Raw genomic sequence first — 24,709 nt, 5'->3', positions numbered from 1 at the left:
CCGCAGAGCATGCTCACAGAAGATCGCACGGGTGCGACGAGGAGGAGATGAGGTCTTTGGACAATAGCAGAGAAAGTGGCGTTTTGATGGCTGGCCGCATGGTTTTTACATTCGCACGGATGGAGGAGGCGCAATGATCAGCCAATCACCAAATGAAGCTTTCTTCATCAGGTGAAACGTTTAATCAATCGACAAAAGGCCTACGCAAGCGCTTGCGTAAACAAATGTATCTGATTAGAGTCGGCTGCAATCAGGTCTGCCGATGGCTGTCATTGGCGAACGCTTGAACACAACAATAATAAAACCAGGAGCTCAGTCATGAGCCTTGAACCCTTGCTTGAAATGCAGGGCATCAGCAAGACCTTCAACGGCCTGCGGGTGCTCAAGAACGTTAGCCTGAAAGTCTATGCCGGTGAAATCCACGCCTTGATGGGTGAGAACGGCGCCGGCAAATCGACGTTGATGAAGATCCTCTCCGGGGCCTACCAGGCCGATGACGGTGGCACCATCCGCATCGATGGCCAGCCCGTCGCCAGCTACAACCCAGCCTCCGCCAAAGCCCTCGGCATTGCCGTGATCTACCAGGAACTCAGCCTGTGCCCGAACCTCACGGTGGCCGAGAACATCTACCTGGGCCGTGAACTGCGCCGTGGCTGGACCATCGACCGCAAGGGCATGGAAGCCGGGGTGGCCGAGGTGCTGGCGCGGCTCGGTGCGGAGTTCCTGCCCACCACCCGCGTCGCCAGCCTGTCCATCGCCGAGCGCCAACTGGTGGAAATCGCCCGGGCCCTGCATGCCCACGCGAAAATCCTGGTGATGGACGAGCCCACCACGCCGCTGTCCTCCCGGGAGACCGACCGCCTGTTCGCGCTGATCAAACAGCTGCGCAGCCAGGGCTTGGCGATCATCTACATCAGCCACCGCATGGCCGAAATCTACGAGTTGTCGGACCGGGTCTCCGTGCTGCGGGACGGCGAGTACGTCGGCGAACTGGCGCGGGAAGTGCTGTCGGCCGAGGTGCTGGTGAAGATGATGGTGGGCCGCGACCTGTCGGGGTTCTACAAGAAGGAACACGCCGCCTACGACCCAGGCAAAGTGGTGATGCGCGTGCGTGACATGGCCGATGGCAAGCGCGTGCGCAACTGCAGCTTCGACCTGCACGCCGGCGAAGTGCTGGGCATCGCCGGGCTGGTGGGCGCTGGTCGTACCGAGTTGGCGCGGCTGATCTTTGCCGCTGATCCGCGCACCTCCGGCAGCCTGGAGGTGGTCGGCAAAACCGTGACCCAACTGCGCAACCCGGCGGACGCGATCCGTGCCGGGGTGGTGTACCTCACTGAAGACCGCAAGGCCCAAGGCCTGTTCCTCGACATGAGCGTGGCCGACAACATCAACGTCTGCGCCTGCGTGCCGGATGCCCATGCCGGCGGCGTGCTCGACCGGGGCCACGCTGCACAACGGGCGCGGGACGCGATCAAGTCACTGTCGATCCGCGTGGCGTCGGGCAAGGTCAATGTCGGCGCGTTGTCCGGCGGCAACCAGCAGAAGGTGCTGCTGGCGCGGTTGCTGGAGGTCAAGCCCCACGTACTGATCCTCGACGAACCGACCCGTGGCGTGGACATCGGCTCCAAGTCCGAGATCTACCGCATCATCAACCAACTGGCCAAGGCTGGCGTGGGCATCGTGGTGATCTCCAGCGAGTTGCCGGAAATCATCGGCACCTGCGACCGCGTGCTGATCATGCGCGAAGGGCAACTGGTGGCCGAAGTGGGCGGGGCATCGGGGCAGGACATTTCCCAGGAGGCGATTATCGACCTCGCCACCGGCAGCGAACAGGTGGCCGCCCATGGCTAATTCAACAACAAGCGGGAGCAACACCATGACTGTGGCAACGATCGGCAAGGCTGAGCGTATTCGCGAACTGATGCGCACGGTGGGCATGTTGCCGGTGCTGGTGCTGCTGTTGGTGGGCTTTGCCCTGGCCAGCGAAAACTTCATGACGGTGCAGAACCTGTCGATCATCACCCAGCAGGCTTCGGTCAACGTGGTGCTGGCGGCGGGCATGACCTTTGTGATCCTCACGGCGGGCATCGACCTGTCGGTAGGCGCGATTCTCGCGGCCTCGGCGGTGGTGGCGCTGCAAGCGTCGATGTCGCCGCAATTCGGCATGTTCGGGATTGCCGCCGGGGTTGGCTTCGGCCTGTTGCTGGGCCTGGTCAACGGCGGGCTGATCGCCTTTATGCGCCTGCCGCCGTTTATCGTCACCCTGGGTGCGCTGACCGCCATGCGTGGTTTGGCCCGTTTGTTGGCCGACGACAAAACCGTGTTCAACCCTGACTTGCCGTTCGCTTTTATCGGCAATGATTCAGTGCTGGGCGTGCCATGGCTGGTGATCATCGCGGTAGCCGTTATCGCGCTGTCGTGGTTCATCCTGCGGCGCACGGTGATGGGGGTGCAGATCTACTCCGTGGGCGGTAACCCGGAAGCGGCGCGCTTGTCGGGGATCAAGGTGTGGAAAGTGCTGCTGTTCGTCTATGCCATGTCCGGTGCGCTGGCCGGCCTGGGTGCAGTGATGAGCGCGTCACGCCTGTTCGCCGCCAATGGCCTGCAACTCGGGCAATCCTATGAGCTGGATGCGATCGCGGCGGTGATTCTCGGCGGCACCAGTTTTACCGGCGGCGTCGGCACCATCGGCGGCACGCTGATCGGTGCGCTGATCATCGCGGTATTGACCAACGGCCTGGTGCTGCTGGGCGTCTCGGATATCTGGCAGTACATCATCAAGGGCATCGTGATCATCGGCGCAGTGGCGCTGGATCGTTATCGCCAGTCCGGCGCACGGACCTGATTTCACTCAAACAACAATCACAAGAGAGTCATCATGAACTTCAAACGCATGTTTCCTGTTGTCGCTTCCCTGGGCGTTGCCGTGTTGATGTCCCACGCCGTAGAGGCCCGTGAACTGAAAGCCATCGGCATCAGCATGGGTTCCCTCGGCAACCCGTATTTCGTGACCCTGGCCGACGGCGCCACGGCCCGCGCCAAGGAGCTGAACCCGGCGGTCAAGGTGACCTCGGTGTCGGCCGACTATGACCTGAGCAAGCAGTTCTCGCAGATCGACAACTTCATCTCGTCCAAGGTCGACCTGATCCTGATCAACGCCGTCGACCCGTCGGCCATGGCCTCGGCGATCAAGAAAGCCCGTGACGCCGGAATCGTGGTAGTGGCGGTGGATGTGGACGCCAAGGGCGTGAACGCCACGGTGCAGACCGACAACGTCGAAGCCGGCAAGCTCGCCTGCCAGTTCATCGTCGACAAGCTCTCGGGCAAGGGCAATGTGATTATCCAGAACGGCCCGCAAGTGACGGCCGTGACCGATCGCGTCAAAGGCTGTAAAGCCGCCCTGGCCAGCGCGCCGGAAATCAAGGTGCTGTCGGACGACCAGGATGGCAAAGGCTCCCGCGAAGGTGGCCTGAACGTGATGCAGGGCTACCTCACGCGCTTCCAGAAAATCGACGGCCTGTTTGCGATCAACGACCCGCAAGCCATCGGCAGTGACCTGGCGGCCAAGCAGTTGAAGCGCAGCGGCATCATCATCACCTCCGTGGACGGCGCGCCGGACATCGAGAACGCCCTGAAGACCGACACCCTGATCCAGGCCTCCGCCAGCCAGGACCCTTGGGCCATGGCCCAGACCGCCGTCAACGTCGGCAATGACATTCTCAATGACAAACAACCCGCAGAAGCGGTTACCCTGCTGGCGCCAAAATTGATCACCCGCGACAACGTCGGTTCCTACAGCGGTTGGTCAAGCAAACATTAAAAGAACGCAGGAGTGAGCACCGTGGCAACCATGGAGGATGTGGCAAGAATTGCAGGAGTGTCGACGTCGACGGTTTCCCACGTCTTGAACGGCACCCGCAAGGTCAGCCCGGACACGGTGCAAGCGGTGCAGAGCGCGATCCGGCGGTTGGGCTACATCCCCAACACGCTGGCGCGCTCCCTGGCCCGGTCCACCACCAACACGATTGGCGTGGCGATCTCGGCGCTGTCCAACCACTACTTCAGTGAAACGGTGCACGCGATGGAAACCGAGTGCGCCAAACACGGCTACATGATGTTGTTTGTCGACACCCACGACGATCCCGAGCAGGAATTGCGCGTGGTCACCGCGCTGCACCACCGGCGGGTGGACGGCATTCTGCTGGCGCCGTCCACCGGTTCGCTGGCCCTGGAATACCTGCTGGCCAATGAGGTGCCGGCGGTGTTGGTGGACCGGATGATGAGCGACCGCTTTGATCAGGTCGGGGTAGAAAATACCCAGTCGACCCAGGCGCTGGTGGCGCACCTGATCGAGCATGGCCACCGGCGCATCGGCTTTATATCCGGGCGGGCAGGGCTGGGCACTTCCGATGAGCGCGTGGCCGGTTATCAAGCCGCATTGCTTGCGGCGCAATTACCGTTTGACCCGCAATTGCTGGTCAATGGCGGCTCCAGCAGCGAGCCGGCACGACAGGCCACACAGCAACTATTAGCCTTGGACACACCGCCCACGGCGATCATGGCGGGCAACAACCTGATGACCCTCGGCGCAATGCATGCCTTGCGCGATGCACGCATCGAGGTGCCCGGGCAAATGGCGCTGGTAGGCTTCGATGATTTTGAATGGGCGGACTTCTTCGTGCCGCGCCTGACCTTGATCGCGCAGCCGGTCCAGGAGTTGGGAGCGCAGGCGGTCAACCTGCTGCTTGAGCGCATGGCGTCGCCCAAGCGTAAAAAACACAGCGTGCGGCTCGCGCCCACCCTGAAGATTCGTAACTCATGCGGCTGCCCCTGATATGAACAACCCGGTTTCCCTTGGCATTGATCTTGGCACCTCGGAACTCAAGGCGATCCTGATGGACGAGCAAGGCCGCGTCCTCGCCCATGCCGGTGCGCGGCTGACAGTCTCGCGCCCGCACACGGGCTGGTCCGAGCAAGCCCCTGAGGATTGGTGGCAAGCGTGCCTGAAGGCTCTGGACCAATTGCGCGCGGATCAGCCGGATGCCTATGGCCGGGTCAGTTGCATCGGTTTGTCCGGGCAGATGCACGGCGCGGTATTGCTGGGGCAGGACGACCGGGTGTTGTACCCGGCGATTCTCTGGGACGACTCCCGCGCCATGGCCCAGGCCGAGGCGTTGGGCAGCGAGTTTGCCGAGGTCACCGGCAGTTTGCCGATGGCCGGGCTCACGGCGCCCAAGCTGCTGTGGCTGCAAGCGCATGAACCGGCGGTATTCAGCGCCATTGATTGCGTACTGTCGCCCAAGGATTACCTGCGTCTGCGCTTGAGTGGCGAGCGCGTCAGCGAGGTGTCCGATGGCGCCGGGACGCTATGGCTGGATGTGGCCAACCGCGAGTGGTTTGAACCGATGCTGCAGGCGACGGGTTTGCGATTGGCACAGATGCCAAGGCTGGTGGAAGGCGGGGCCGCCAGTGCTTATTTAAATGCCGCTGCGGCGCTGCGACTTGGCTTGGCCGAGGGCCTGGTGATTGCCGGCGGTGGCGGGGACAACCCGGTGGCCGCGGTGGGCATCGGCGCGGTGAATGCCGGTGACGCGTTTATCACCCTCGGCACCAGTGCGGCCATTGTCGCGATTACCGATCATGCGGCGGGCAATCCGGCGAGTGCCGTGCATAGCTTTTGCCATGCGCTGCCCAATCGCTGGTACACCATGGGCGCCATGTTGGCCGGGGCCAGTTGCTTGCGTTGGGTGACCCGTTTGACGGGTACTGCTGATGAACAGGCGTTGCTGGATCAGGTGCAGGCCGAGTGGCCAATCGGCCAGGGCGTGCCGGTTTCCAATCCACTGTTCTTGCCGTACCTGGCGGGCGAGCGTACGCCACATAACGACCCGTTGTTGCGGGGTGGCTTCATGAACCTGGGGCATGACTGCACGCCGGCGATGCTGGGTTATGCGGTGATGGAGGGGGTCGGGTTCGGGCTGCTGGATGCGTTGCATGCGGTGCAGTCAGCCGGAGCCGCGGTGGGCGCTTGTGCACTGGTGGGCGGTGGCGCACGCAGTGAGTATTGGGCGCAGTTGCTGGCCAATATCCTTGGGCGGGAGATCTACACGTTGCACGGCAGTGAGCTGGGCGCGTGTATTGGAGCGGCGAAGTTAGGGTTTGTGGCGAGCGGGCAGGGCGCGGCGCTGTTGCAGGCGGGGATGCCGGTGAAGGCCCGGTTTTTCCCGGATGGCGCTCAAGCTGCTGTGCTGCAGGCGCGTTATCGCAAGTTCCAGGGACTGTTGGGCGCCGCCAAAGCGTTGCACGATTAGGGAGGTGACCCTGTGACCAGGGAGCTTGCTCCCGCTGGAGTGCGCAGCGCTCCCAAAGATTCCGGGGCCGCTGCGCAGCCCAGCGGGAGCAAGCTCCCTCGCCACAAAAGCCCGCCAGGCGGGATTTAGGCGGTGGCAGCAGTGCTGCAGGCGTGTTGGGCGCCGCCAAGGCGTTGCACGGTCAGGGAGGTGACCCTGTGGCGAGGGAGCTTGCTCCCGCTGGAGTGCGCAGCGCTCCCAAAGATTCCGGGGCCGCTGCGCAGCCCAGCGGGAGCAAGCTCCCTCGCCACGAAAGCCCGCCAGGCGGGATTTAGGCGGTGGCAGCAAGTTCGCGCAATACTTTCAGCAACGTGGTTTCTCCCTTGACCACCTGCGCCTGCTCAAAGCAGATCCAACCTTCATTGAACCCATCAATCATGCGCATCCGCGGCAGTGGATTCTGCGCACCTTGCTCACGAAACATCGGCTCCCACGTATCCCGAGGCACCACCCGCGCGGTCACGCCGCGATCAAGCACTTCGGTCAATGTCCGGGCGATGTCGTTCGGGCTGACCCACTGGCCTTCAAGTTCAACCACCCGGCGCCCGGTCCAGTGTTGCAACAACAGTTGTGCGGCGAGACGGCCGACATCGGCGGTGGCAATCATCGGCACGGCTTTGTCCAGCGGCTGCAGGAAGCTGCTGATCACCCCGTGCTCGCGGGCGGCGACCACGTCATAGGCGGCGTTTTCCATAAACCAGCCCGGGCGCAGAAAGGTCACCGGTACGTTCAACGCGGTCAGGGCCTGTTCCATGAGGGTGCGCTGGGTCAGCAAGTTAAGCTGCTCGGCCTGGGCGCCAATGGTCGACAGGCACACCACCTTTTGCGGCGCAGCCGCCTCGATGGCCTGGGCAACGGCGGCAATCACCTTGCGCGCCTCGGGAAAACCCGGTTCAGGGTCGAAATCCGACGGCGGCAGGATGAACACGCCGGTGGCGCCCTTGAACGCTTCGGTCAGTGCAGCGGCGTCATCCATGTTGGCGATGGCGACCTCGCAACCGAGCGCGGCCCATTCGGAACCCTTGGCGGCATCGCGGATCACCGCACGCACGGGTTGATGATCATCGAGGAGAAACCGCGCCAGGGCGCCGCCGACTTTGCCTGTGATTCCGGTAATGACATACATGGTGTTTACGCCTGTTGTTCCAATGGGTGGATCAAGCATAAACAGCGCGCCAGATGGACAGAATAGCGATCCCGTCACTGCATCAGTGACTCAAAGTCACGAGTCGCCCAGCGGCGGCAACCGGCGTTTTACCGGGGTTTTCTTGACGATGGCGGTGTTGGTTTCGGCGTACGCGTTGAGTCGGTCCAGCAGCGTGTCCAACTGATCCATGGTGCGCACGTGCAGGCGTGCGATGAAGCAATCATCGCCGGTCACCTTGTCGCATTCGGTGAACTCGGGGATCGCCTGGATCTGCCGTTCCACTTCCTGCAATTTCCCGGGCAACGGGCGAATACGCACGATGGCTTGCAGCAAGTAACCGAAATGTTTGGGGTCGATGTCCACGGTGTAATTCTTCAGGACGCCGCGCTCTTCCAGGCGCCGCAGCCGCTCGCCGACGCTGGGGGAGGAGAGGCCGGTGATGCCCGCCAAGGCCTTGAGGGACAGACGCGAATCGTCCATCAGCGCGGCGATCAGTTGCTGGTCAATGCTGTCAATCATGGTCGCTCCGAAAGCCATTGCTCGGGTTTGCCTAATAAGAATAGGCGAAAGCTACGGTTCGCCTAATTTAGAATCTGGAGTCGCTATTGGCGAGATTGCCATAATTGAGCCTCACTTGAGGAGCTTGATCATGGACAAGTCCATACGTCGCGGGTCATGGGAAATGGTCGCCGCCATGCTGATATCCGGCACCATCGGCTGGTTTGTGCTGGTGTCGGGCGTGCCGGTGGTGGAGGTGGTGTTCTGGCGCTGCGTGATCGGCGCGGTGACGTTGCTGGTGGTGTGCTGGCTGATGGGCTATCTGCGCCTGGAGTTGCTGAGCTACGCCAAATTGGGGCTGGCGATGCTCAGCGGCGTGGCGATTGTGGGCAATTGGTTACTGCTGTTCGAGTCCTATGCCAAGGCATCAATTTCCATCAGCACGGCGGTGTATAACGTGCAGCCCTTCATGCTGGTGATGCTGGCAGCGGTGTTCCTGGGCGAGAAAATTACCGTGCAGAAGCTCGCCTGGCTGAGCGTGGCGTTTGTGGGGATGCTGGCGATTGTCACCGCCCACGGCGATCAGCAAAACACCGGGGACGACTACCTGGCTGGGGTGGGGTTAGCGCTGGGCGCAGCGTTCCTGTATGCGATTGCAGCGCTGATCATCAAGCGTTTGAAAGAAGTGCCGCCGCACCTGATGGCGTTGATCCAGGTGACCACGGGCGCCTTGCTGCTGGCGCCGCTGATGCAGTGGCAGAGCCTGTCCGCCTCGATGGATTCGTGGGCGGCACTGCTGACCCTGGGCGTGGTGCATACCGGCTTGATGTACGTGTTGCTGTATGGGGCGATCCAGAAGTTGCCCACGGCAGTCACCGGAGCGCTGTCGTTTATCTACCCGATCGCGGCCATTTTTGTCGATTGGATCGCCTTTGGTCATCGCCTCGGCTGGCTGCAATGGCTCGGTGTGGCGGCGATTCTGCTCGCGGCGGCGGGGCTGCAGCGGGGTTGGTGGTGGCGCCCGAAGGCGTTGCCAGGGCATGTTTCATGAAGCACTGTTAGCACCTTGGTTACTATTCTCCGCTGTATATCTACCTTTACAGCGGAACCGCTCATGTTGAAGAAAAGTCGTGCATGGCTACTCAATGCCCTGGTGCTGTCGGTGGCGTTGTCGGCCCATGCCGAAAACGCAATCCATGTGACTTACGCCGGCTCCATGGGCGTGGTGATGGACAAGGCCCTGGGGCCGGCCTTCGCCGAACGCGAGCACCTGACGTATCAGGGGCAGGGCGAGGGCGCCTATGGGATGGCGCGGTTGCTGGCGTCCAAGAAGGTGGTGGCCGACGTGTTCGTCTCCATCACCCCGGGGCCGATTGAGGTGCTGCAGAAGGCCGGACTGGTCGGGCAGGCGGTGCCGGTGGCCAGCACCCGCATGGTGATTGCCTACAACCCCAAGAGCGCGTTCGCGCCGGCGCTGGAAGCGAGCAAGAACGCCAACTCGCCAGCCTGGTGGAAGGTGCTGCAAAGCCCCGGCCTGCGCTTCGGCCGCACCGACGCCGCCACCGACCCGCAAGGGCAGAACATCATTTTTACCGTCCAACTGGTCGAGAAGTATTACCGGCAGCCGGGCCTCGCCCGGCAGATTCTTGGTGACGTGCAAAACCCGCAGCAGGTGTTTGGCGAAGGCGGCCTGTTGACCCGCCTGCAAGCCGGCCAGATAGACGCCGCTTCCGGCTACGAGAGCGCGACGATCTCGGCCAAGCTGCCGTACATCGCGCTGCCCGACGAGATCAACCTGAGCAACCCGACCTTTACCCAAGACTGGTACGACACCGTCAGCCTGCAACTGCCGGACAAGAACGGCCAGATGCAAACCCTCAAGCCGCAGCCATTGGTGTTCTACGCAGCCGTGCTGAAGAACGCGCCCAACCCGCAACAGGCCCAGGCGTTCGTGAGCTACCTGCAATCGCCTGAAGGCCAGAAGTTGTTTGAAGCCAATGGCTACGGCCAGCCGAAAGGCGGAGCGCTTTGATGTGCTGAAGGGCTCGCCCACGCTATGGATGAGCGTGCCGGCGGCGGTGCTGCTGATCATTCCGTTTGTAGCCCTGGCCGGTGCAACGTCCTGGGGCCAGTTGCAACTGGCCTACGGCGACTGGTCGGCGGTGGCCGTGTCCCTGGGGCTGAGCAGCGTTTCGACCCTGTTGATTGTGCTGCTGGGCACGCCGCTGGCCTTGTGGTTGGCCCGCACTGCATCGTCCTGGCGCAGCGGCGTCGAGGCGTTATTGCTGATCTCACTGCTGACGCCGCCGTTGGCCATGGGCATTTTGCTGGTCACCGCCTACGGCCCATACGCCACTCTTGGCGAAGCGTTGGGCAAGTTGGGGATTTCCCTGAGCAACAACCTGCCGGCGTTTATCCTGGCGCAACTCTACGGCGGCCTGGCCTATTACATCCTGTGCGCACGCACGGCATTCGAGGCGGTGCCGCGTTCCCTGGAAGAGGCGGCACGGGGATTGGGTTGCACACCGGCCGAGGTGTTTTTGCAGGTGACCTTGCCCGTCACCCGGCGGGCCCTGGCCAACGCCTTGGCGATTGTCTGGGTGCGGGTGATTGGCGAGTTCGGGATTGTGATGGTGTTTGCGTATTTCCCGCAGGGGATTCCGGTCAAGCTGTTCGTCAACCTGCAGAACGAAGGCGTAGACAGTGTCTACGCCCTGTTGTGGTTGCTGCTGCTGGTGACCTTGCCGTTTCCGCTGTGGTGCCTGCGGGTACGCAGGCGCGAAGGGATCAGTGCGGTGCGCGAGGAATGGTCTTGAGCAGGTCGTCCGGGCTGATGTAGCCCACCACGCTGCCCGGTTGCGGCAGGCCGAGGATGTGGCCTTTGATCTTGCCGATCACATGCATCTCGCACGGCTTGCAGTCGAACTTCAGCGTCAGCACTTCATCGCCGTGGATCAACTGCATCGGCGCGACCTTGGTCTTCACGCCCGTCACACCCTTGGCCTGTTTCGGGCACAGGTTGAACGAGAAGCGCAGGCAGTGCTTGGTGATCATCACCGGCACTTCGCCGGTTTCTTCGTGGGCTTCATACGCCGCGTCGATCAGTTGCACGCCGTGACGGTGATAGAAGTCACGGGCCTTCTGGTTGTAGACGTTGGCCAGGAACGACAGGTGCGATTCCGGGTACACCGGCGGCGGCGTGGTTTCTGCCTTGCGGCCGCCCCGTGGGTGGGCCTGGATACGCGCCTCGGTCAGCGCCTCGATTACTTCACGGCGCAAGGCCTTGAGCTGCGAGTTCGGGATGAAGAACGCCTGCGGTGCGTCCAGCTCGATTGCGGTGGCGTGGTACTGGGTGGTGCCCAGTTGGCCCAGCAGGTCACGCAGGGTTTCCAGCGCCTGTTCCGGCTTGTTGGCCACGCCGAACGGACCGGGCAGGGCTACGCTGGCGCTGATGCCTTCCTCGCTGGTGACGGTCAGGTCCAGGCGATCTTCCAACAGGCGGGCCACCCACGACACGCCGATACGGCGCTCGGCAGAAGTCTTGAGCAACGCCTGCTGCCAGTTATGGTCCAGGTTTCGGTTCAGCGGATGGTTCGGGCGCAGCTGATGCAGGCCGGCCGGCATCTCGTTGGGCTCGACGCGGTAGCGGTAGCGCTTTTCGCCGTCCTCTTCGAACTCGCCTTTTGGCTCGGCGATGTTGGCGCGGAAACCCACCACTTCGCGCTTGATCAGCACGTTGAGGCCGTCGCCGTTGGACAGCGGCTCATGGGTGACCACTTGCAAGTCGCGCTTGCCGGCTTTCTCCACCACACCCACCGGCAGGCCGGTGAAGGTCGGGGTGTCGAAGGCGCCGATATCGACCTTGCGGTCGGTGACGAAGTAGTCGGTGCTGCCACGGTGGAAGGTCTTTTCCGGGTCCGGCAGGAAGAAATGCGCAGTACGGCCGCTGGACGCGCGGGCCAGGTCGGGGCGGTCTTCGAGAATCTCGTCGAGGCGCTGACGGTAATAGGCCGTGATGTTCTTCACATAGCCCATGTCCTTGTAGCGGCCTTCGATCTTGAACGAACGCACGCCGGCATCCACCAGGGCGCGCAGGTTGGCGCTCTGGTTGTTGTCTTTCATCGACAACAGGTGCTTTTCAAACGCAACCACACGGCCCTGGTCATCCTTCAGGGTGTAGGGCAGGCGGCAGGCCTGGGAGCAATCGCCACGGTTGGCGCTGCGGCCATTCTGGGCGTGGGAGATGTTGCACTGGCCGGAGAAGGCCACGCACAGGGCGCCGTGGATGAAGAATTCGATGGCCGCGTCGGTTTCATCGGCAATCGCACGGATTTCCTGCAGGTTCAGCTCACGGGCCAATACCAGTTGCGAGAAACCGGCCTGGTCCAGGAACTTGGCGCGGCCCAGGGTACGGATATCGGTCTGGGTGCTGGCGTGCAGCTCGATGGGCGGAATATCCAGCTCCATCACCCCCAGGTCCTGGACGATCAGCGCGTCGACGCCGGCGTCGTAGAGTTGGTGGATCAGCTTGCGGGCCGGTTCCAGCTCGTTGTCGTGCAGGATCGTGTTGATGGTGGTGAACACCCGCGCGTGATAGCGCCGGGCGAACTCCACCAGCTGCGCGATATCGCTCACGTCGTTGCAGGCGTTATGGCGCGCGCCGAAACTCGGGCCGCCGATGTACACGGCGTCGGCGCCATGCAGGATGGCCTCGCGAGCGATGGCAACATCGCGCGCAGGGCTGAGCAATTCCAGGTGATGCTTGGGCAAGGACATAGTTTTTTTAGTCAGGCTTGTCACGGAGGCGGGCATTGTAGCTGTGAAATGCCTTATCGACATCTACCAGGCCCTGCGCGGGCTCCCACATGGGAATGCAGTCAACTGTGGGAGCCGGGCTTGCCCGCGATGCAGGCACCGCGGTGTATCAGTGAAACCGAGGCGATCCCATCGCAGCCTCGCTGGGGCTCGACAGCTCCCACAGTTGATCATTGTGGTCAGGCCTTGGCGGCCATCGCGGTGACTTCAACCCGCATGCCTTCCACCGCCAGGGCGGCCACGCCAACCGCTGCACGCACGGGCCAGGGCTTGGCGAAATAGCGTTTGTAGACTTCGTTGAAGGCGGCGCGATCGGCCATGTCGGTCAGATAAATGGTCAGGTGCATGACCCGGTCAATCGAGCTGCCTGCACGTTCCAGGGCCACCTTGAGGGCTTGCAGGGTGCATTCGCTTTGCAGGGTGATGTCGCCCAGTTCCAGGCTGCCATCGGCGCGGGTGGGGATTTGGGTGGAGACGAGGATGCCGTTGAAGCCGATGACGTCGGAGGAGATGGAGTCCGGGTCGAGGTCGGGGGTGAAGGCGAGGTCGTGGTTGGCCATGGAGGTCTCGTTTTTCTGCAGAGAGAGGCCGCGCAGTTTAACGCCTCCAGCAGAACTGCCAACCCAAATAGCCGATCACCGCGCCAGCGACCTGCGTCGCTGGCGCGTCCCATGAAGGGCTTACAGGATGCTGAACGGGTAATTGACGATCAGGCGCGTATCGTTGACGTCGCCGCCACTGCCCGACTCGGAACTGCCGGTGTGGTAGGCCTGGCGCAGGCGGAACGCGAGGTTCTTCGCCGGCCCGCTCTGGACCACGTACTTAACTTCTACGTCCGTTTCGTGCTCCTTGGCGCCGTCGCCGTAGGCGCCGAGATAGGCACTGTTGGCGGGGGTGTGGCTGCCGTCAATGTCGGAGCCGTTGATGTAGCGGCTCATGAAGCTAAGCCCCGGCACACCATAGGGCGCCATGTTCAAGTCGTACCGCAGGGCCCAGGAAGCTTCGCCTGGGCCGTTGAAGTCAGACCATTGCACCGAGTTGGCCAGCAGGATCGAGTCGCCGGCCGCGGCGGCACCGTTGTCACCCGCGCCGATATAGTCGAACGGCTCGTTGCCATCGATCTTCTGGAACGACAGTGTCAGCGTGTGGGCCTGCAGGAACGAATAGGCCGCCGCCAGCGAGTACGCCGTGGTGTTGATCGTGCCCGCATTGGCACTCCCCGTATCGAGGGTGCGGTACAGGTTGCCGTCCAGGGTCACCGACTGGCCATTACTCAGAGGCATCACGTAATTGAGGTTGGTGTAGTACTGGCGCCACACGTCCTGCAACTCGCCGGCATACACCGTGGCGCTCAAGTCCGGGGTGAAGGTGTATTTGCCACCGACAAAACTGGCACTCTTGGTCGCTACGTTGGCGTAGGTGGCAAAGATATCGTGCTCATGGTTGGTGGTATCGCCACCGTTGGTAGCGGTGAAGTGACCGGCTTCCAGGTTCAGGCCGGCGATTTCGTTGCTGGTCAGGTCAAAGCCCGTGGCGGTCTGGTCGAGCAACCCGACACCACCGACGGCAAACACCGGCGCGGTGGGCTGCATTTCACCGTATTTGAGCTGCGTTTTGGAGATCCGCAGCTTCAACGCACCACCCAGCGAGCCGTAGGCGTCCTGAGGGTCGCCGTTGCGATCAAGCGGCAGGTTGCCGGTGTTCGCGTATTTGCGCTGGGAGTCGAGTTTCAGCCCGCCGTAGGCATAGGCGTCGACGCCGAACCCGATAGTGCCCTGGGTGAAGCCGGAGATGTAGTTGGCCATGACCCCTTGGGTCCAGTCACGCTGGTCGGCGCGGCCTTCTTCGCGGTTACGGTTCAAGTAGTAGTTGCGCGCGACGCCGGTGAGAGTGCTGCCATCGACAAAACCCTTGGCGTCTGCCTGATCCGTTACTGAATCTGCCAAAGCCACCTGGCTCAGGCTGCTGGAAATGACCAGCGCTAATAGGCTCCACTGTTTAACCATGGTTATAGTTTCCCCGGATAGATTAATCGCTAATAGTTGCGTGCGCAGGTGCACAGCCTTATTTTTTATGGCGTATATAACTTTTGGGCAGGCGATATTAAGACTGGCATTCAAGCCGGGTTTCGCGTGTTGTAGTTTTAGCCGGTCACCACCCTGGCGGGCGGCGCTGGCCTTTGCGCGATGGGGGATTTTTAACCGGTTTTCGGTAAAGGACCAGTGAAGGGATGGTTAAACTCGATTAATTAAAATTCACTGTACCGCTGCGCGTGCTGCTGTAGTTTTGATCGTGTCTTAGCCGCTCTGCTTCGACAAAATCCTTTGGTTTGCCGCCGCAGTCTCTGCGGCGGATTTTTTATGCGCGTTAGATGTAGAAATATTTAATCTGTTTATAAAATGGCACTTTGATAGTTGGCTAATTCGAACTAAGCACCTGCGTAGAAGAACGGTTCACTTCTGCCCCATTTCGCACAACTGCTGTGCGAGACGAGGGATTAATCCTGCGCGATTGAGTGCCTATAGTTCCATCACCGCCGCAACGTCCCTCGGGATGTCGCGAAATCCAGCCGTAGATTGAGGTGATGATAATGAACCGTGAATTCAAGCCTGACCTGACCGACACCCAGCCGCCGCACCTGCTCGACGCCGAGTACTTCGAGTACAGCAAGGCCGCCAACCCCATCAGTGCCAACCTGATCACCCGCATTCCTTATCACAGCTTCCCGGCCTCGCTGTACGACGGTGGCCCGTCCCGGGTTGTGCCGCTGGACCTCAGCGAGGCACTGGGCTGCGAAGGCCCGGCCACCGGCCCGGGGCTGTGTGCGAACTTCATTCGCTTGAACGCCGGCGACACACTGGAACTGCAACCCAACGCCACCTCACAAGTGTTTTATGTGATCGCGGGGCAGGGCAGTGTGGTTCAGGGTGAGCATCGGATCGAATGGTCCAAGGGCTGCTTCCTTGCGCTGCCGGGCCTGCAGCCGGCGCACTTCAGCGCAACAGAGGATGCGCGCCTGTACTACGTGCATGACGAACCGCTGTTGCGCTATCTGGGCGTGGCCCGCACTACCGATCGCTTCGCGCCCACGCTGTACCCTGCAGAACTGGCCAACGCCAAGCTGCGTGAGGCCGCCGATGATCCCCGCGCCCAGGACCGCAGCCGCATCAGCATCCTGCTGGGCAATCGGCATTTCCCGCAAACCCGCACCGTGACGCATGTGCTATGGGCGATGTACGGGATCCTGCCTGCAGGGTCCATTCAAAAGCCCCATCGGCACCAGTCGATTGCGCTGGATTTCATCATCGATTGCCCAAAGGGCTGCTACTCGCTGGTGGGCACCGAGCTGGACGCCGACGGGCAAATCCGCAACCCGGTGCGGGTCGACTGGTCGCCGGGGCTCGCGTTTGTAACACCGCCGGGTTACTGGCATGCCCATTTCAACGAGTCCGACACCGAGGCGTTCCTGATTCCGATCCAGGACGCCGGGCTGCAAACCTACCTGCGCTCGCTGGATATTCGCTTCAGCTGACACGCTTCCAGTGCGGTGTTTCGCCGAGTTGCTCAACGATAAAGTCGATGAAGCACCGCACCTTGGAAGACACGATGCGCTTGGGTGGATAGACGAACCACACCGCCGATTCGCGGCCGGCGATGCGGATACTCCACTCAGGCAACCACACCACCAGCTCGCCGGCGTCAATGCGCTTGGCTACCAGCCAGTCGGGCAGCAAGGCAAACCCCAGGCCTTGCTGTACGGCGATCATCTGCGCGTCCAGGTCGTTGATCCGGAGGCAGTCTTTATGCACCAGCGGCGACACTTCATGCCCATTGGCGAAAGCAATCTCAGCCGCCCCCAGAATCCCGGGCAGTGCCGCCAGGTCGGCAGGTCTGGACGGTGCCGGGTGCTCCCGGCAAAACCCCGGGCTGGCCACCAGCCGGTAGTGTTCATCGCAAATCTTGCGCGCCTTCAACGTGGAATCCGCGAGGGTGCCTATCCGGATCGCCAGGTCCGCGCCGGCGTGGATCAGGTTGACGTGGCGGTCATCCAGCACCAGTTCCAGCTTGATCTGCGGGTAGCGGGCCAGGAATGCGTTCAAGGTGGGCAGCACATGGTGGCGGGCAAAGGCGGGCGGGAGGTTGAGCTTGAGCACGCCGCGGGGATGTTCATTAAGCGCGGAGGTGGCGGCCTTGGCCTGCTCCAGCTCGTCCAGCACACGGCGTGCGTGGGTCAGGAAGGTCTGGCCGCCCTCGGTCAGGTGCAGGGTGCGGGTCGAGCGGTTGAACAGGGCGATGCCCAGGTCCTGCTCCAGGTCTTTCACGTAGCGTGAAACGGTAGAAGCCTTGATGCCCAGCCGGTCGGCGGCACGGGAGAAGTTATTGCCCTCGGCGGCTTCGACAAAGGCGGTCAACGCTGCGAAATAGTCCAAGTGCAGCCCTCGGTCTGGATCATGGGGGGAGGGCCAATGCAACGAATGGCCGCTCAGGGCCTCATACAATAACCAACGGTGCGCCGATGCAAGCACCGCAACCGAATACTTCACGACCGCAGGTGATCGATTTATGACAGATGCCGAGAAGAATCATGTGGCCTGGCTGGTGGAACAATCGATGCTGCATGCCGCAAAACAGCGGGCCAAACTCTATTCGGGGCAAGGCCGGTTGTGGCAGCAGCCGTATGCGCATACCCGGCCCCGTGATGCTTCAGCCCTGGCCTCGGTGTGGTTCACCGCGTACCCGGCGTCCATCGTTACACGCGAAAACGGCAGTGTGCTGGAGGCCCTGGGGGATGAAACCTTGTGGCACGCCCTGTCGAAAATCGGCATCCAGGGCATTCATAACGGCCCGCTTAAACGCTCGGGCGGCCTTTCGGGCACCGAACACACCCCGACGATTGACGGCAATTTTGACCGCATCAGCTTCGACATCGACCCGCAACTGGGCACCGAAGCCCAACTTCAATCCCTGGCCCGCATGGCCGCCGCGCACAACGCGGTGATCATCGACGACGTGATCCCGTCCCACACCGGCAAAGGCGCGGACTTCCGCCTGGCGGAGATGGCCTACGAGGACTACCCCGGGCTCTACCACATGGTGGAAATCCGCGAGGAAGACTGGCCACTGCTGCCCGAGATCAGCGAGGGCCGCGACGCGCAAAACCTCAGCCCGCAGCAGGTCGACGCCCTGAGAGACAAGCACTACATCGTCGGCCAGCTGCAACGGGTGATTTTCTTCGAGCCTGGGGTCAAGGAAACCGACTGGAGCGCCACCGATGTGGTCATCGGCGTGGATGGCAAGCCCCGGCGCTGGGTGTACCTGCATTACTTCAAGGAAGGGCAACCGTCGCTGAACTGGCTGGACCCGACCTTCGCCGCGCAGCAAATGATCATCGGTGACGCCCTGCACGCCATCGACGTAATGGGCGCAAAAATCCTGCGCCTGGACGCCAACGGCTTCCTCGGCGTGGAACGCAAGCTTGAGGGTAACGCCTGGTCTGAAAGCCACCCGCTCTCCATTACTGGCAACCAGCTGCTGGGCGGCGCGATTCGCAAGGCCGGCGGCTTCAGCTTCCAGGAACTGAACCTGACGGTGGACGACATTGCCGCCATGTCCCACGGCGGCGCCGACCTGTCCTATGACTTCATCACGCGCCCGGCCTACCAGCATGCGTTGCTGATGGGCGATACCGAATTCCTGCGCCTGATGCTGCGGGAGATGCACACCCTCGGCATCGACCCGGGCTCACTGATCCACGCGCTGCAGAACCATGACGAGCTGACCCTCGAACTGGTGCATTTCTGGACCCTGCACGCCCACGACACTTACCTGTACCAGGGGCAGACGTTCCCCGGCGGCATCCTGCGCGAACATATACGCGAGCAGATGTACGAACGCCTGGCGGGCGAGCACGCACCCTATAACCTGAAGTTCGTGACCAATGGCGTGTCTTGCACCACCGCCAGCATCATCACGGCGGCGCTGGGGATTCGCGACCTGGAGGCGATCACCCCGGCGGATATCCAGCAGATACGCCAGATTCACCTGCTGCTGGTGATGTACAACGCCATGCAGCCTGGGGTATTCGCACTTTCCGGTTGGGACCTGGTAGGCGCACTGCCGTTGGCCGCGGAGGAGGTCGCCCATTTGATGCTCGATGGCGACACCCGCTGGATCCATCGCGGCGCCTACGACCTGGTGGACCTGAACCCGGATGCGCCGCAGTCCGCCGGGCAGATGCCACGCCCGAAAACCTTGTATGGCAGCTTGATCAGCCAACTGGCCGACCCGGATTCGTTTGCTTCACAGTTGCAAAGAATCCTCGCCGTGCGCCGCGCCTACGATATCGCCGCCAGCCGCCAGATCCTGGTGCCGGACGTGCAGCACCCGGGGCTGCTGATCATGGTGCACGAGTTGCCGGCGGGCAAAGGCACCCAGATCACCGCGCTGAACTTCGGCTCCACGCCCATCACCGAAACCCTGCACCTGCCCGACATTGCGCCCGGGCCGGTGGTGGACATCATCAACGAGCGGGTAGAAGGTGATTTGACCGCCGAGGGGGATTTCACCATTACGCTGGATGCGTATGAAGGGTTGGCACTGCGGGTGGTCAGCAGCTCGCCGATGATTTGAGGGGGACCATCGACAAGTACTTTTCGATGATCTCCAGCAACAACGGGTTATCCACGCTCTGCAATACGTTAACCAGGCCGCTGGTGGCTGGCGGGATGGCAACGTCCAGCCGCAGGGGCTGCTTGTAGCGCCAGGTTTTGCCTCGCGTTCGGCCGGCGCGCAGTTCCACCTCCGTGTAGTACTGCGTGGCGGTGGCGACGCGCGGGTCCAGCAACCGGGCAATCACCAGGGCGTCATGGATCCAGCAACCGGCCAGGCTGCGAGTGGCCATTGAATAGTCGATCCAGGGCCTGAACGTCTCACAGATAAAATCGGCGAGGGGCGTATCGAGTTGCTGGATACGGTCCAGGTCCTGGTGCGTCATCAAGGTTTGCGTGGTGACATCCAGGGGCACCAGGGTGATGTTCGCACCGCTGCTGAGCACCCGGTCCGCCGCTTCCGGGTCGAAGCCGAAGTTGGTGTCCTTGATGAAGTCATCCAGGGCAAAAACGCCTCCCATGATTATGATTTCCTTCACCGCCTTGATCATGTCGGGGTAGCGTTCAAGCGCCAGCGCCACGTTGGTCAGCGGCCCGATTGCCACCAGGGTGATTTCCCCGGGATTCGCGCAAATCAACTGGCCTATGGCGTCGGCCGCTTCTTGCGGAGGGGCCTCGAAATCCAGGGGAGGGCGCACAGCGTTCCATAAATGCGCGAGTTGGCGCTTGTGTACGGTGTTGTCCAGCGCATCGCGCCAGGGGCCGCCGGGTTCCTCCAGTGCCTGGGTGCTGCCCCTGACCACCGGCAGCGTACGGCCGGCTCGGGCCATCAGGTCTTTGGCGACGTTGTAACCCACTGCGCTGGGCGTGTTGCCCGCGACGGTGGTGACCAGTTCAAGCGAGAGTTCGGGCGCAGAGAGTGCCAGCGCCAATGCCAGACCGTCGTCAACATTTGCCCCTGCAATCCCGTTTCCGGGATCGCAATCAATAATTAAGCGTTTCATTTCACCTTCTTTTTTTAGACTCGCGGTGTTTGCACAGCGCCGCATCCGCAGGACTCACCAATCACGAGGCGGTGAGAAAACTCTTGCAACTGCACTTCGCCATTCCAGGCCAGCAGCATCGCGATGGCTGCCTTGGCCATTTCCCGCACAGGCTGGCAGACCGTGGTCAGGGAGGGCGCATAGAACGCCGACTCTTCAGTGCCGTTGAAGCACACCAGGGCCACCTGTTCCGGGACCTTTATCCCGCGTTCCGACAGCGCACGCATGCAGCCGATGGCTTGGGCTTCGTTGGAGCAGAACAGGGCGCGGGGCGCGCGACCATCGGCCAGCAGCTGTTGTGTCGCCTCGTATCCGCCTTTGCGTGTGTAACTGGCGCCAACAACCCACTCAGGATGTTCTTCGAGGCCACGGTCAGCCAGCGCGTCACGCCAGCCGTTCAAGCGGTCCTGGGCGTTGAGCATTTCCGGCGGGCCACAAATGATGCCAACCTCACGGTAACCATGGCTCAGCAGATGCGCGGTGACTTGATGTGCCGCGCCGCGCTCATCCACCCGAAGCATATTGACGGGGATACTGGGCGTGACTCGGTCGAGCATCACAAAGGGTGTGCCGCTGGCCTGGATCAGCTCGATGTGCGGGTGGCGGTCGACGCTGGTATAGAACAGACCGTCTACCCGTTGGCTCAACAGGGTGTTGATCAGATTCAGCTCGCGTTTGCGGCAGTCGCCGGAATCCCCCAGCAGGATCACCAGGCCGTTATCCAGCGCCTCCTGTTGCAGGGCATGGGCAAAAGACGCGATGAAGGTATTGGAAATGTTCGGCACCACCAGCCCGTAGGTTTTGGTCTTGCCCGAGGCCAGTGCCTGGGCGACACCGTTGGGTCGGTAGCCGGTGTGTTTGATGGCGTCCAGTACGCGCTGGCGAGTGGCCTTGGCGACGGGCCGGGGGCCGTCATTGATGACGTAACTGACCACCGCGACTGACGTACCGGCTTCGCGGGCCACATCGTCGCGGGTGGCGCGGGTGGGATACTGTTTTGTCAAAACGACCTGCCATTTTTCTGGAAAGGTAGACGCCCTGGGCGGGGTCTACTCGCGTAGATGTTCGGGCTAAAAAAAAAGGCTACGGGGTAACACCTTGTGACATCCGACATTATCACGGCTGTTTTATTGCAGTTTGATGACCCTGGCGCCACCGGTAGCCCCTTCACTCAATCGAAATCAGAAGATCGCGTAGGTGTAGCTGAAGATCACACGCGCCTGGTCGACCGCGCCAACATTGGGGATGCCGCTGCGGAAGCTGCCTTCACGCAGGGAGGTGCCAAACCCTTTCAACGGGCCGCTCTGCACGACGTAGTCGATGCGCATGTCACGTTCCCATTCGGAGTAGCGGGAACCACCGTCAGCCCCACGGATATTGTCGCCGTGCAGGTAAAGGGCCGATGCCGACAGACCCGGCACGCCCAGGGCTGCGAAGTCATAGGAGTACTGGGCAAAGTTGGTGTTTTCGCCAGCGCGGATGAACGAGTTGTCCATCACGTCGGTGATCAGGTAGACACTGGCGCCGCCGTTGCCTTCGCTGTTGCCGGCGCCGCCCAGTATGTTGCCCTGGTTGAGGTACACGGTACCGCCCGAATCGGACACCTGCTGGCGGCCGAGCATGAAGGCGTGGCCGCCCAGGTAGTAGGTGAACGCCGCACTCCAGGTGGTGTTATCCACTTTGCCCGGCTCGCTGGCATAACCCCCGTTATTGTTGAAGAGGTAACCGGCGGTGCCGTTTTTACCCTGGGATTTGCTGTTGAAGTAGCGCAGGTCGGTTTTAAAACGTGAGTTTTCACCCAGGGGCGTCGTGTTCAACAGGCCAAAAAAGTCCTGGGTGTAATAGTCCTTCAGGTCGGCACGGTAGTACTGCAGGGTTGTCGTGGGGGTGATTTTCCAGTCGGCGCCGGCATAGGTGAATGAATTGCTGGCCTCGCTGCCACCCGCGATGGCCAAGCCGGTGGAGTTGGACGACGCCCGCCCGGTAGAGCGGCTGAGTTGGCCGGCATTGATCGTCAGGTTGTCGATGTCTTTTGAGGTCACCGTCACGCCGTCGAAGGTTTGCGGCAGCAGGCGGCCATCGTTGGCCACCAGGATTGGCAGGTTAGGCGACAGCACGCTGCCGGCGTGGAACTCGGTCTTGGACACGCGCAGCTTGGCGTTGGCCCCAAGACGGCTCCAGTTGTCCACCGGCGTGCCGTCGGAATTGACCGGTGCGAGTGAGTTCGAGGTGCTGGCATTGGGGTGCTGGGTGCCACCGGAAAGGTTGAACGCTTGCAGCGCTTGAACGTCGAGACCGAAACCGACGGTACCTTGGGTAAACCCGGACAGATAGTCGAGCTTGAAGCCCTGGGTCAGTTCGTTCTGGTCAACCCCCGGTGTGTTGGGGTTATCACTGCGAAGGTAGAACGTGCGTGCGTTGACCGACGCAGTACTGTCGTCGATAAAGCCGGCAGCAAGCGCGTGTTGCGCCAGGATCGTGGTGGTGACTGCCAGTGCGAGGGTGGACCGTTTCATGTCAATGCTCCTATGGATTGCCGATTTACAGGCATGGCTTCGCCCGACTTGTGGTTGAACAGTCGTGCGGGTTTGCGCCTTTCTGCGAGGCGTCAGTGGTTTTTCAGGGGGGTGAAACTAGATGGCATCTTCCAGCGCGTTAAGGTCGCGCCCTCGGGTTTCCGGAGCGACAAAGGTGGTCACAAAACCGATCCCGGCCATAGCGACAAAGTACCCGGCAATCGCCCACCAGTGACCGGTCCAGGTCAGCAGCGCGGCAGCCACCAGCGGCGCGGTACCACCCGAGAGGATCGAACCCAGCTCCTTGGCCAGGGCCAGTTTGGTGTAGCGGTTTTTTACGCCGAATATTTCAACGCTCCAGGCCGCCTGTACGCCAAAGATGCCGAGGGAGGCGAGGCCCATGCCGACCACGATGGTGGCCATGACAATGGCTGGGTCGCGAGAGTCGAGTAGCATGAATGCCGGGAACGCATACAGCATCAGCAGCCCGCAGAACCAACGGTAGGTAATGCGCCGGCCAAATCGGTCAGACAACCAGCCCGCCAGGGGGATAATCAAAAAGCCGAGTATCGACGCGATCAACACCGATTGGGTCGCGACGGACTTGTCCACCGCAAGCACCTTCACCACATAGCCGACGATAAACCCCTGGGCCAGGTAGGAAGGGCCGTTCTCGCCAATGCGCAAACCGACCATGGTGAGAAATGCCCGGCTGCCTTTCCAGAACCCAACAGGTTGTGCAGCGGTGGTGAGGGCGTTACTGCGCTGGGCTTGCAGTTCGGCCTTTCGAAGTTCGAACACCGGTGTTTCCCGCAGGTTGCGACGTAGCCACAGGGCAGCCAGGGCAATCAGCGAGCTGCACAGAAACGGAATGCGCCACCCCCATTCCTGCAATTGCTGTTGGTCCATTTGCACCACGGCAAGCCAGACCAATGAAGCCAGCAACGTCCCGCTGTTGGAGCCCAAGGCAATCACTGAAGACACCAGGCCCCGTTGCTTGGCAGGTGCAAACTCGCCCAGCATCACTGTGCCTGCAGCCAGTTCGGCGCCCGCACCAAAACCCTGGGTAAAACGCAGCAGGACCAGACATGCCGGCGCCCAGATACCGATCGATGCGTAGCTGGGGATCAAGCCGATCAAGGTGGTGGATGCGCCCATCAACACGACGGTAGAGACCATCACCACCTTGCGGCCCTTGCGATCACCCAGCCACCCGAAGAACAGCGCACCGATCGGCCGCGCCACAAACCCAACCGACCAGGTGGCGAAGGTGGAAAGCAACGCCATGGCCGGCGACACGTTAGGGAAAAACACATCGCCGAAGATCAGGCCCGCCGCCAGGCCATACAGGGCAAAATCCGCGTACTCCATTGCCGTGCCCAGCCAACAGGCGAGGGTGGCGCGATACAACTCCCGGCGTCCTTGCGGGGTTACCAAGCTTTCATCCGCTGCGCCACTGGCCGTTAGGGCAGCGGGGTGGGCGGCACTTGCAACTGTCGACATCAAAAAACTCCTGATCCAAGGAAGGCCCGGACATGACCATTGAGGTGGTTGCTCTGCGTTCTACAGCTATCTACGCGCGTAGATAACTGACCTTGAAAATCGGCCCGGGGATAAACCCCAAAGGCCGATCATGAAAATCCATGGCCGGATCTTAGGCAGGGTTGTATTGCAGTCGAATGACAGATTTGTCGGCGGGGCCGAACAGGGCGTGGGACGGGGTCTTGAAAAT

The 24,709-nt window shown here is 61.8% G+C and carries 20 protein-coding genes; 10 read left to right on the top strand and 10 right to left on the bottom strand.

The window, feature by feature from the left end; translation table 11 throughout:
• Positions 1-318 precede the first annotated feature (318 nt).
• From HX875_RS18525 to xylB, 5 genes are read left to right on the top strand one after another with little or no spacing between them, the layout of a single operon-like run.
• Complete coding sequence (locus HX875_RS18525; RefSeq protein ID WP_177044324.1) at positions 319-1,851, top strand: sugar ABC transporter ATP-binding protein; 1,533 nt, start codon at positions 319-321, stop codon at positions 1,849-1,851.
• 25 nt (positions 1,852-1,876) lie between these two features.
• On the top strand, positions 1,877-2,845 hold the full coding sequence (locus tag HX875_RS18520; protein ID WP_003209708.1) for an ABC transporter permease subunit: 969 nt from the start codon (positions 1,877-1,879) through the stop codon (positions 2,843-2,845).
• Positions 2,846-2,878: 33 nt separating this feature from the next.
• Entirely contained in the window at positions 2,879-3,820 is a 942-nt protein-coding gene (locus HX875_RS18515; RefSeq protein ID WP_177044322.1) for an ABC transporter substrate-binding protein, read from the top strand.
• A gap of 21 nt (positions 3,821-3,841) precedes the next feature.
• Positions 3,842-4,834 carry a LacI family DNA-binding transcriptional regulator gene (locus HX875_RS18510; RefSeq protein WP_177044320.1) on the top strand — a complete coding sequence of 331 codons (993 nt, stop codon included), beginning with the start codon at positions 3,842-3,844 and terminating at the stop codon, positions 4,832-4,834.
• 1 nt (position 4,835) lies between these two features.
• Positions 4,836-6,311, top strand: coding sequence for a xylulokinase (xylB, locus tag HX875_RS18505; RefSeq protein ID WP_177044318.1), 1,476 nt, complete (start codon positions 4,836-4,838; stop codon positions 6,309-6,311).
• Positions 6,312-6,621: 310 nt separating this feature from the next.
• Here the strand turns inward: xylB and HX875_RS18500 are convergent, their stop codons facing one another.
• Complete coding sequence (locus HX875_RS18500) at positions 6,622-7,476, bottom strand: NmrA family NAD(P)-binding protein (RefSeq protein ID WP_177044317.1); 855 nt, start codon at positions 7,474-7,476, stop codon at positions 6,622-6,624.
• A gap of 96 nt (positions 7,477-7,572) precedes the next feature.
• A complete protein-coding gene (locus HX875_RS18495) occupies positions 7,573-8,016 on the bottom strand; it encodes an Lrp/AsnC family transcriptional regulator (RefSeq protein ID WP_008433323.1) in 444 nt (147 codons plus the stop codon).
• A 130-nt stretch (positions 8,017-8,146) separates the two neighbouring features.
• On the opposite strand from HX875_RS18495, the gene HX875_RS18490 reads away from it, so the two are divergent.
• The 3 genes from HX875_RS18490 to HX875_RS18480 all read left to right on the top strand — a co-directional run bounded on the left by HX875_RS18490 (position 8,147) and on the right by HX875_RS18480 (position 10,811).
• Positions 8,147-9,046: a DMT family transporter gene (locus HX875_RS18490; RefSeq protein ID WP_177044316.1), complete on the top strand. Its 900-nt coding sequence runs from the start codon at positions 8,147-8,149 to the stop codon at positions 9,044-9,046.
• Between the two features lie 63 nt (positions 9,047-9,109).
• Positions 9,110-10,027, top strand: coding sequence for an extracellular solute-binding protein (locus HX875_RS18485; protein WP_177044315.1), 918 nt, complete (start codon positions 9,110-9,112; stop codon positions 10,025-10,027).
• A 1-nt stretch (position 10,028) separates the two neighbouring features.
• Positions 10,029-10,811 (top strand): molybdate ABC transporter permease subunit, encoded by a 783-nt coding sequence (locus tag HX875_RS18480; protein WP_371321485.1) that lies wholly within the window; start codon positions 10,029-10,031, stop codon positions 10,809-10,811.
• Here the strand turns inward: HX875_RS18480 and HX875_RS18475 are convergent.
• From HX875_RS18475 to HX875_RS18465, 3 genes are all read right to left on the bottom strand, one after another.
• Positions 10,783-12,771, bottom strand: coding sequence for a peptidase U32 family protein (locus HX875_RS18475; RefSeq protein ID WP_177044313.1), 1,989 nt, complete (start codon positions 12,769-12,771; stop codon positions 10,783-10,785). The genes HX875_RS18480 and HX875_RS18475 overlap by 29 nt on opposite strands.
• A 218-nt stretch (positions 12,772-12,989) precedes the next feature.
• A complete protein-coding gene (locus HX875_RS18470; RefSeq protein WP_010170818.1) occupies positions 12,990-13,370 on the bottom strand; it encodes a RidA family protein in 381 nt (126 codons plus the stop codon).
• A 120-nt stretch (positions 13,371-13,490) separates the two neighbouring features.
• Positions 13,491-14,816, bottom strand: a complete 1,326-nt coding sequence (locus HX875_RS18465; RefSeq protein ID WP_177044312.1) for an OprD family porin — start codon at positions 14,814-14,816, stop codon at positions 13,491-13,493.
• A gap of 584 nt (positions 14,817-15,400) precedes the next feature.
• Between HX875_RS18465 and HX875_RS18460 the strand changes: the two genes are divergently transcribed.
• Positions 15,401-16,342: a cupin gene (locus tag HX875_RS18460; protein WP_177044311.1), complete on the top strand. Its 942-nt coding sequence runs from the start codon at positions 15,401-15,403 to the stop codon at positions 16,340-16,342.
• On the opposite strand, the gene HX875_RS18455 is transcribed toward HX875_RS18460, so the two are convergent.
• Entirely contained in the window at positions 16,335-17,240 is a 906-nt protein-coding gene (locus HX875_RS18455) for a LysR family transcriptional regulator (protein WP_177044310.1), read from the bottom strand. The genes HX875_RS18460 and HX875_RS18455 overlap by 8 nt on opposite strands.
• A gap of 133 nt (positions 17,241-17,373) precedes the next feature.
• Here HX875_RS18455 and treS point away from each other — a divergent pair, with 133 nt between their 5' ends.
• Positions 17,374-19,440, top strand: coding sequence for a maltose alpha-D-glucosyltransferase (gene treS, locus HX875_RS18450; RefSeq protein ID WP_177044309.1), 2,067 nt, complete (start codon positions 17,374-17,376; stop codon positions 19,438-19,440).
• Here the strand turns inward: treS and HX875_RS18445 are convergent.
• From HX875_RS18445 to HX875_RS18430, 4 genes are all read right to left on the bottom strand, one after another.
• Positions 19,418-20,422, bottom strand: a complete 1,005-nt coding sequence (locus tag HX875_RS18445; protein WP_177044308.1) for a nucleoside hydrolase — start codon at positions 20,420-20,422, stop codon at positions 19,418-19,420. The genes treS and HX875_RS18445 overlap by 23 nt on opposite strands.
• Positions 20,423-20,436: 14 nt before the next feature.
• Complete coding sequence (locus HX875_RS18440) at positions 20,437-21,465, bottom strand: LacI family DNA-binding transcriptional regulator (RefSeq protein ID WP_177044307.1); 1,029 nt, start codon at positions 21,463-21,465, stop codon at positions 20,437-20,439.
• 177 nt (positions 21,466-21,642) lie between these two features.
• Complete coding sequence (locus tag HX875_RS18435; RefSeq protein ID WP_177044306.1) at positions 21,643-22,977, bottom strand: OprD family outer membrane porin; 1,335 nt, start codon at positions 22,975-22,977, stop codon at positions 21,643-21,645.
• Between the two features lie 117 nt (positions 22,978-23,094).
• The gene (locus HX875_RS18430; RefSeq protein ID WP_177044305.1) at positions 23,095-24,480 is read right to left on the bottom strand and encodes an MFS transporter; all 1,386 of its coding nucleotides are present in this window, start codon (positions 24,478-24,480) and stop codon (positions 23,095-23,097) included.
• Positions 24,481-24,709: the final 229 nt, after the last annotated feature.

The sequence above is a fragment of the Pseudomonas yamanorum genome (assembly GCF_013386765.1).
GTDB lineage: Bacteria > Pseudomonadota > Gammaproteobacteria > Pseudomonadales > Pseudomonadaceae > Aquipseudomonas > Aquipseudomonas yamanorum_A.
This window is presented reverse-complemented; position numbering and strand designations above follow the sequence as displayed.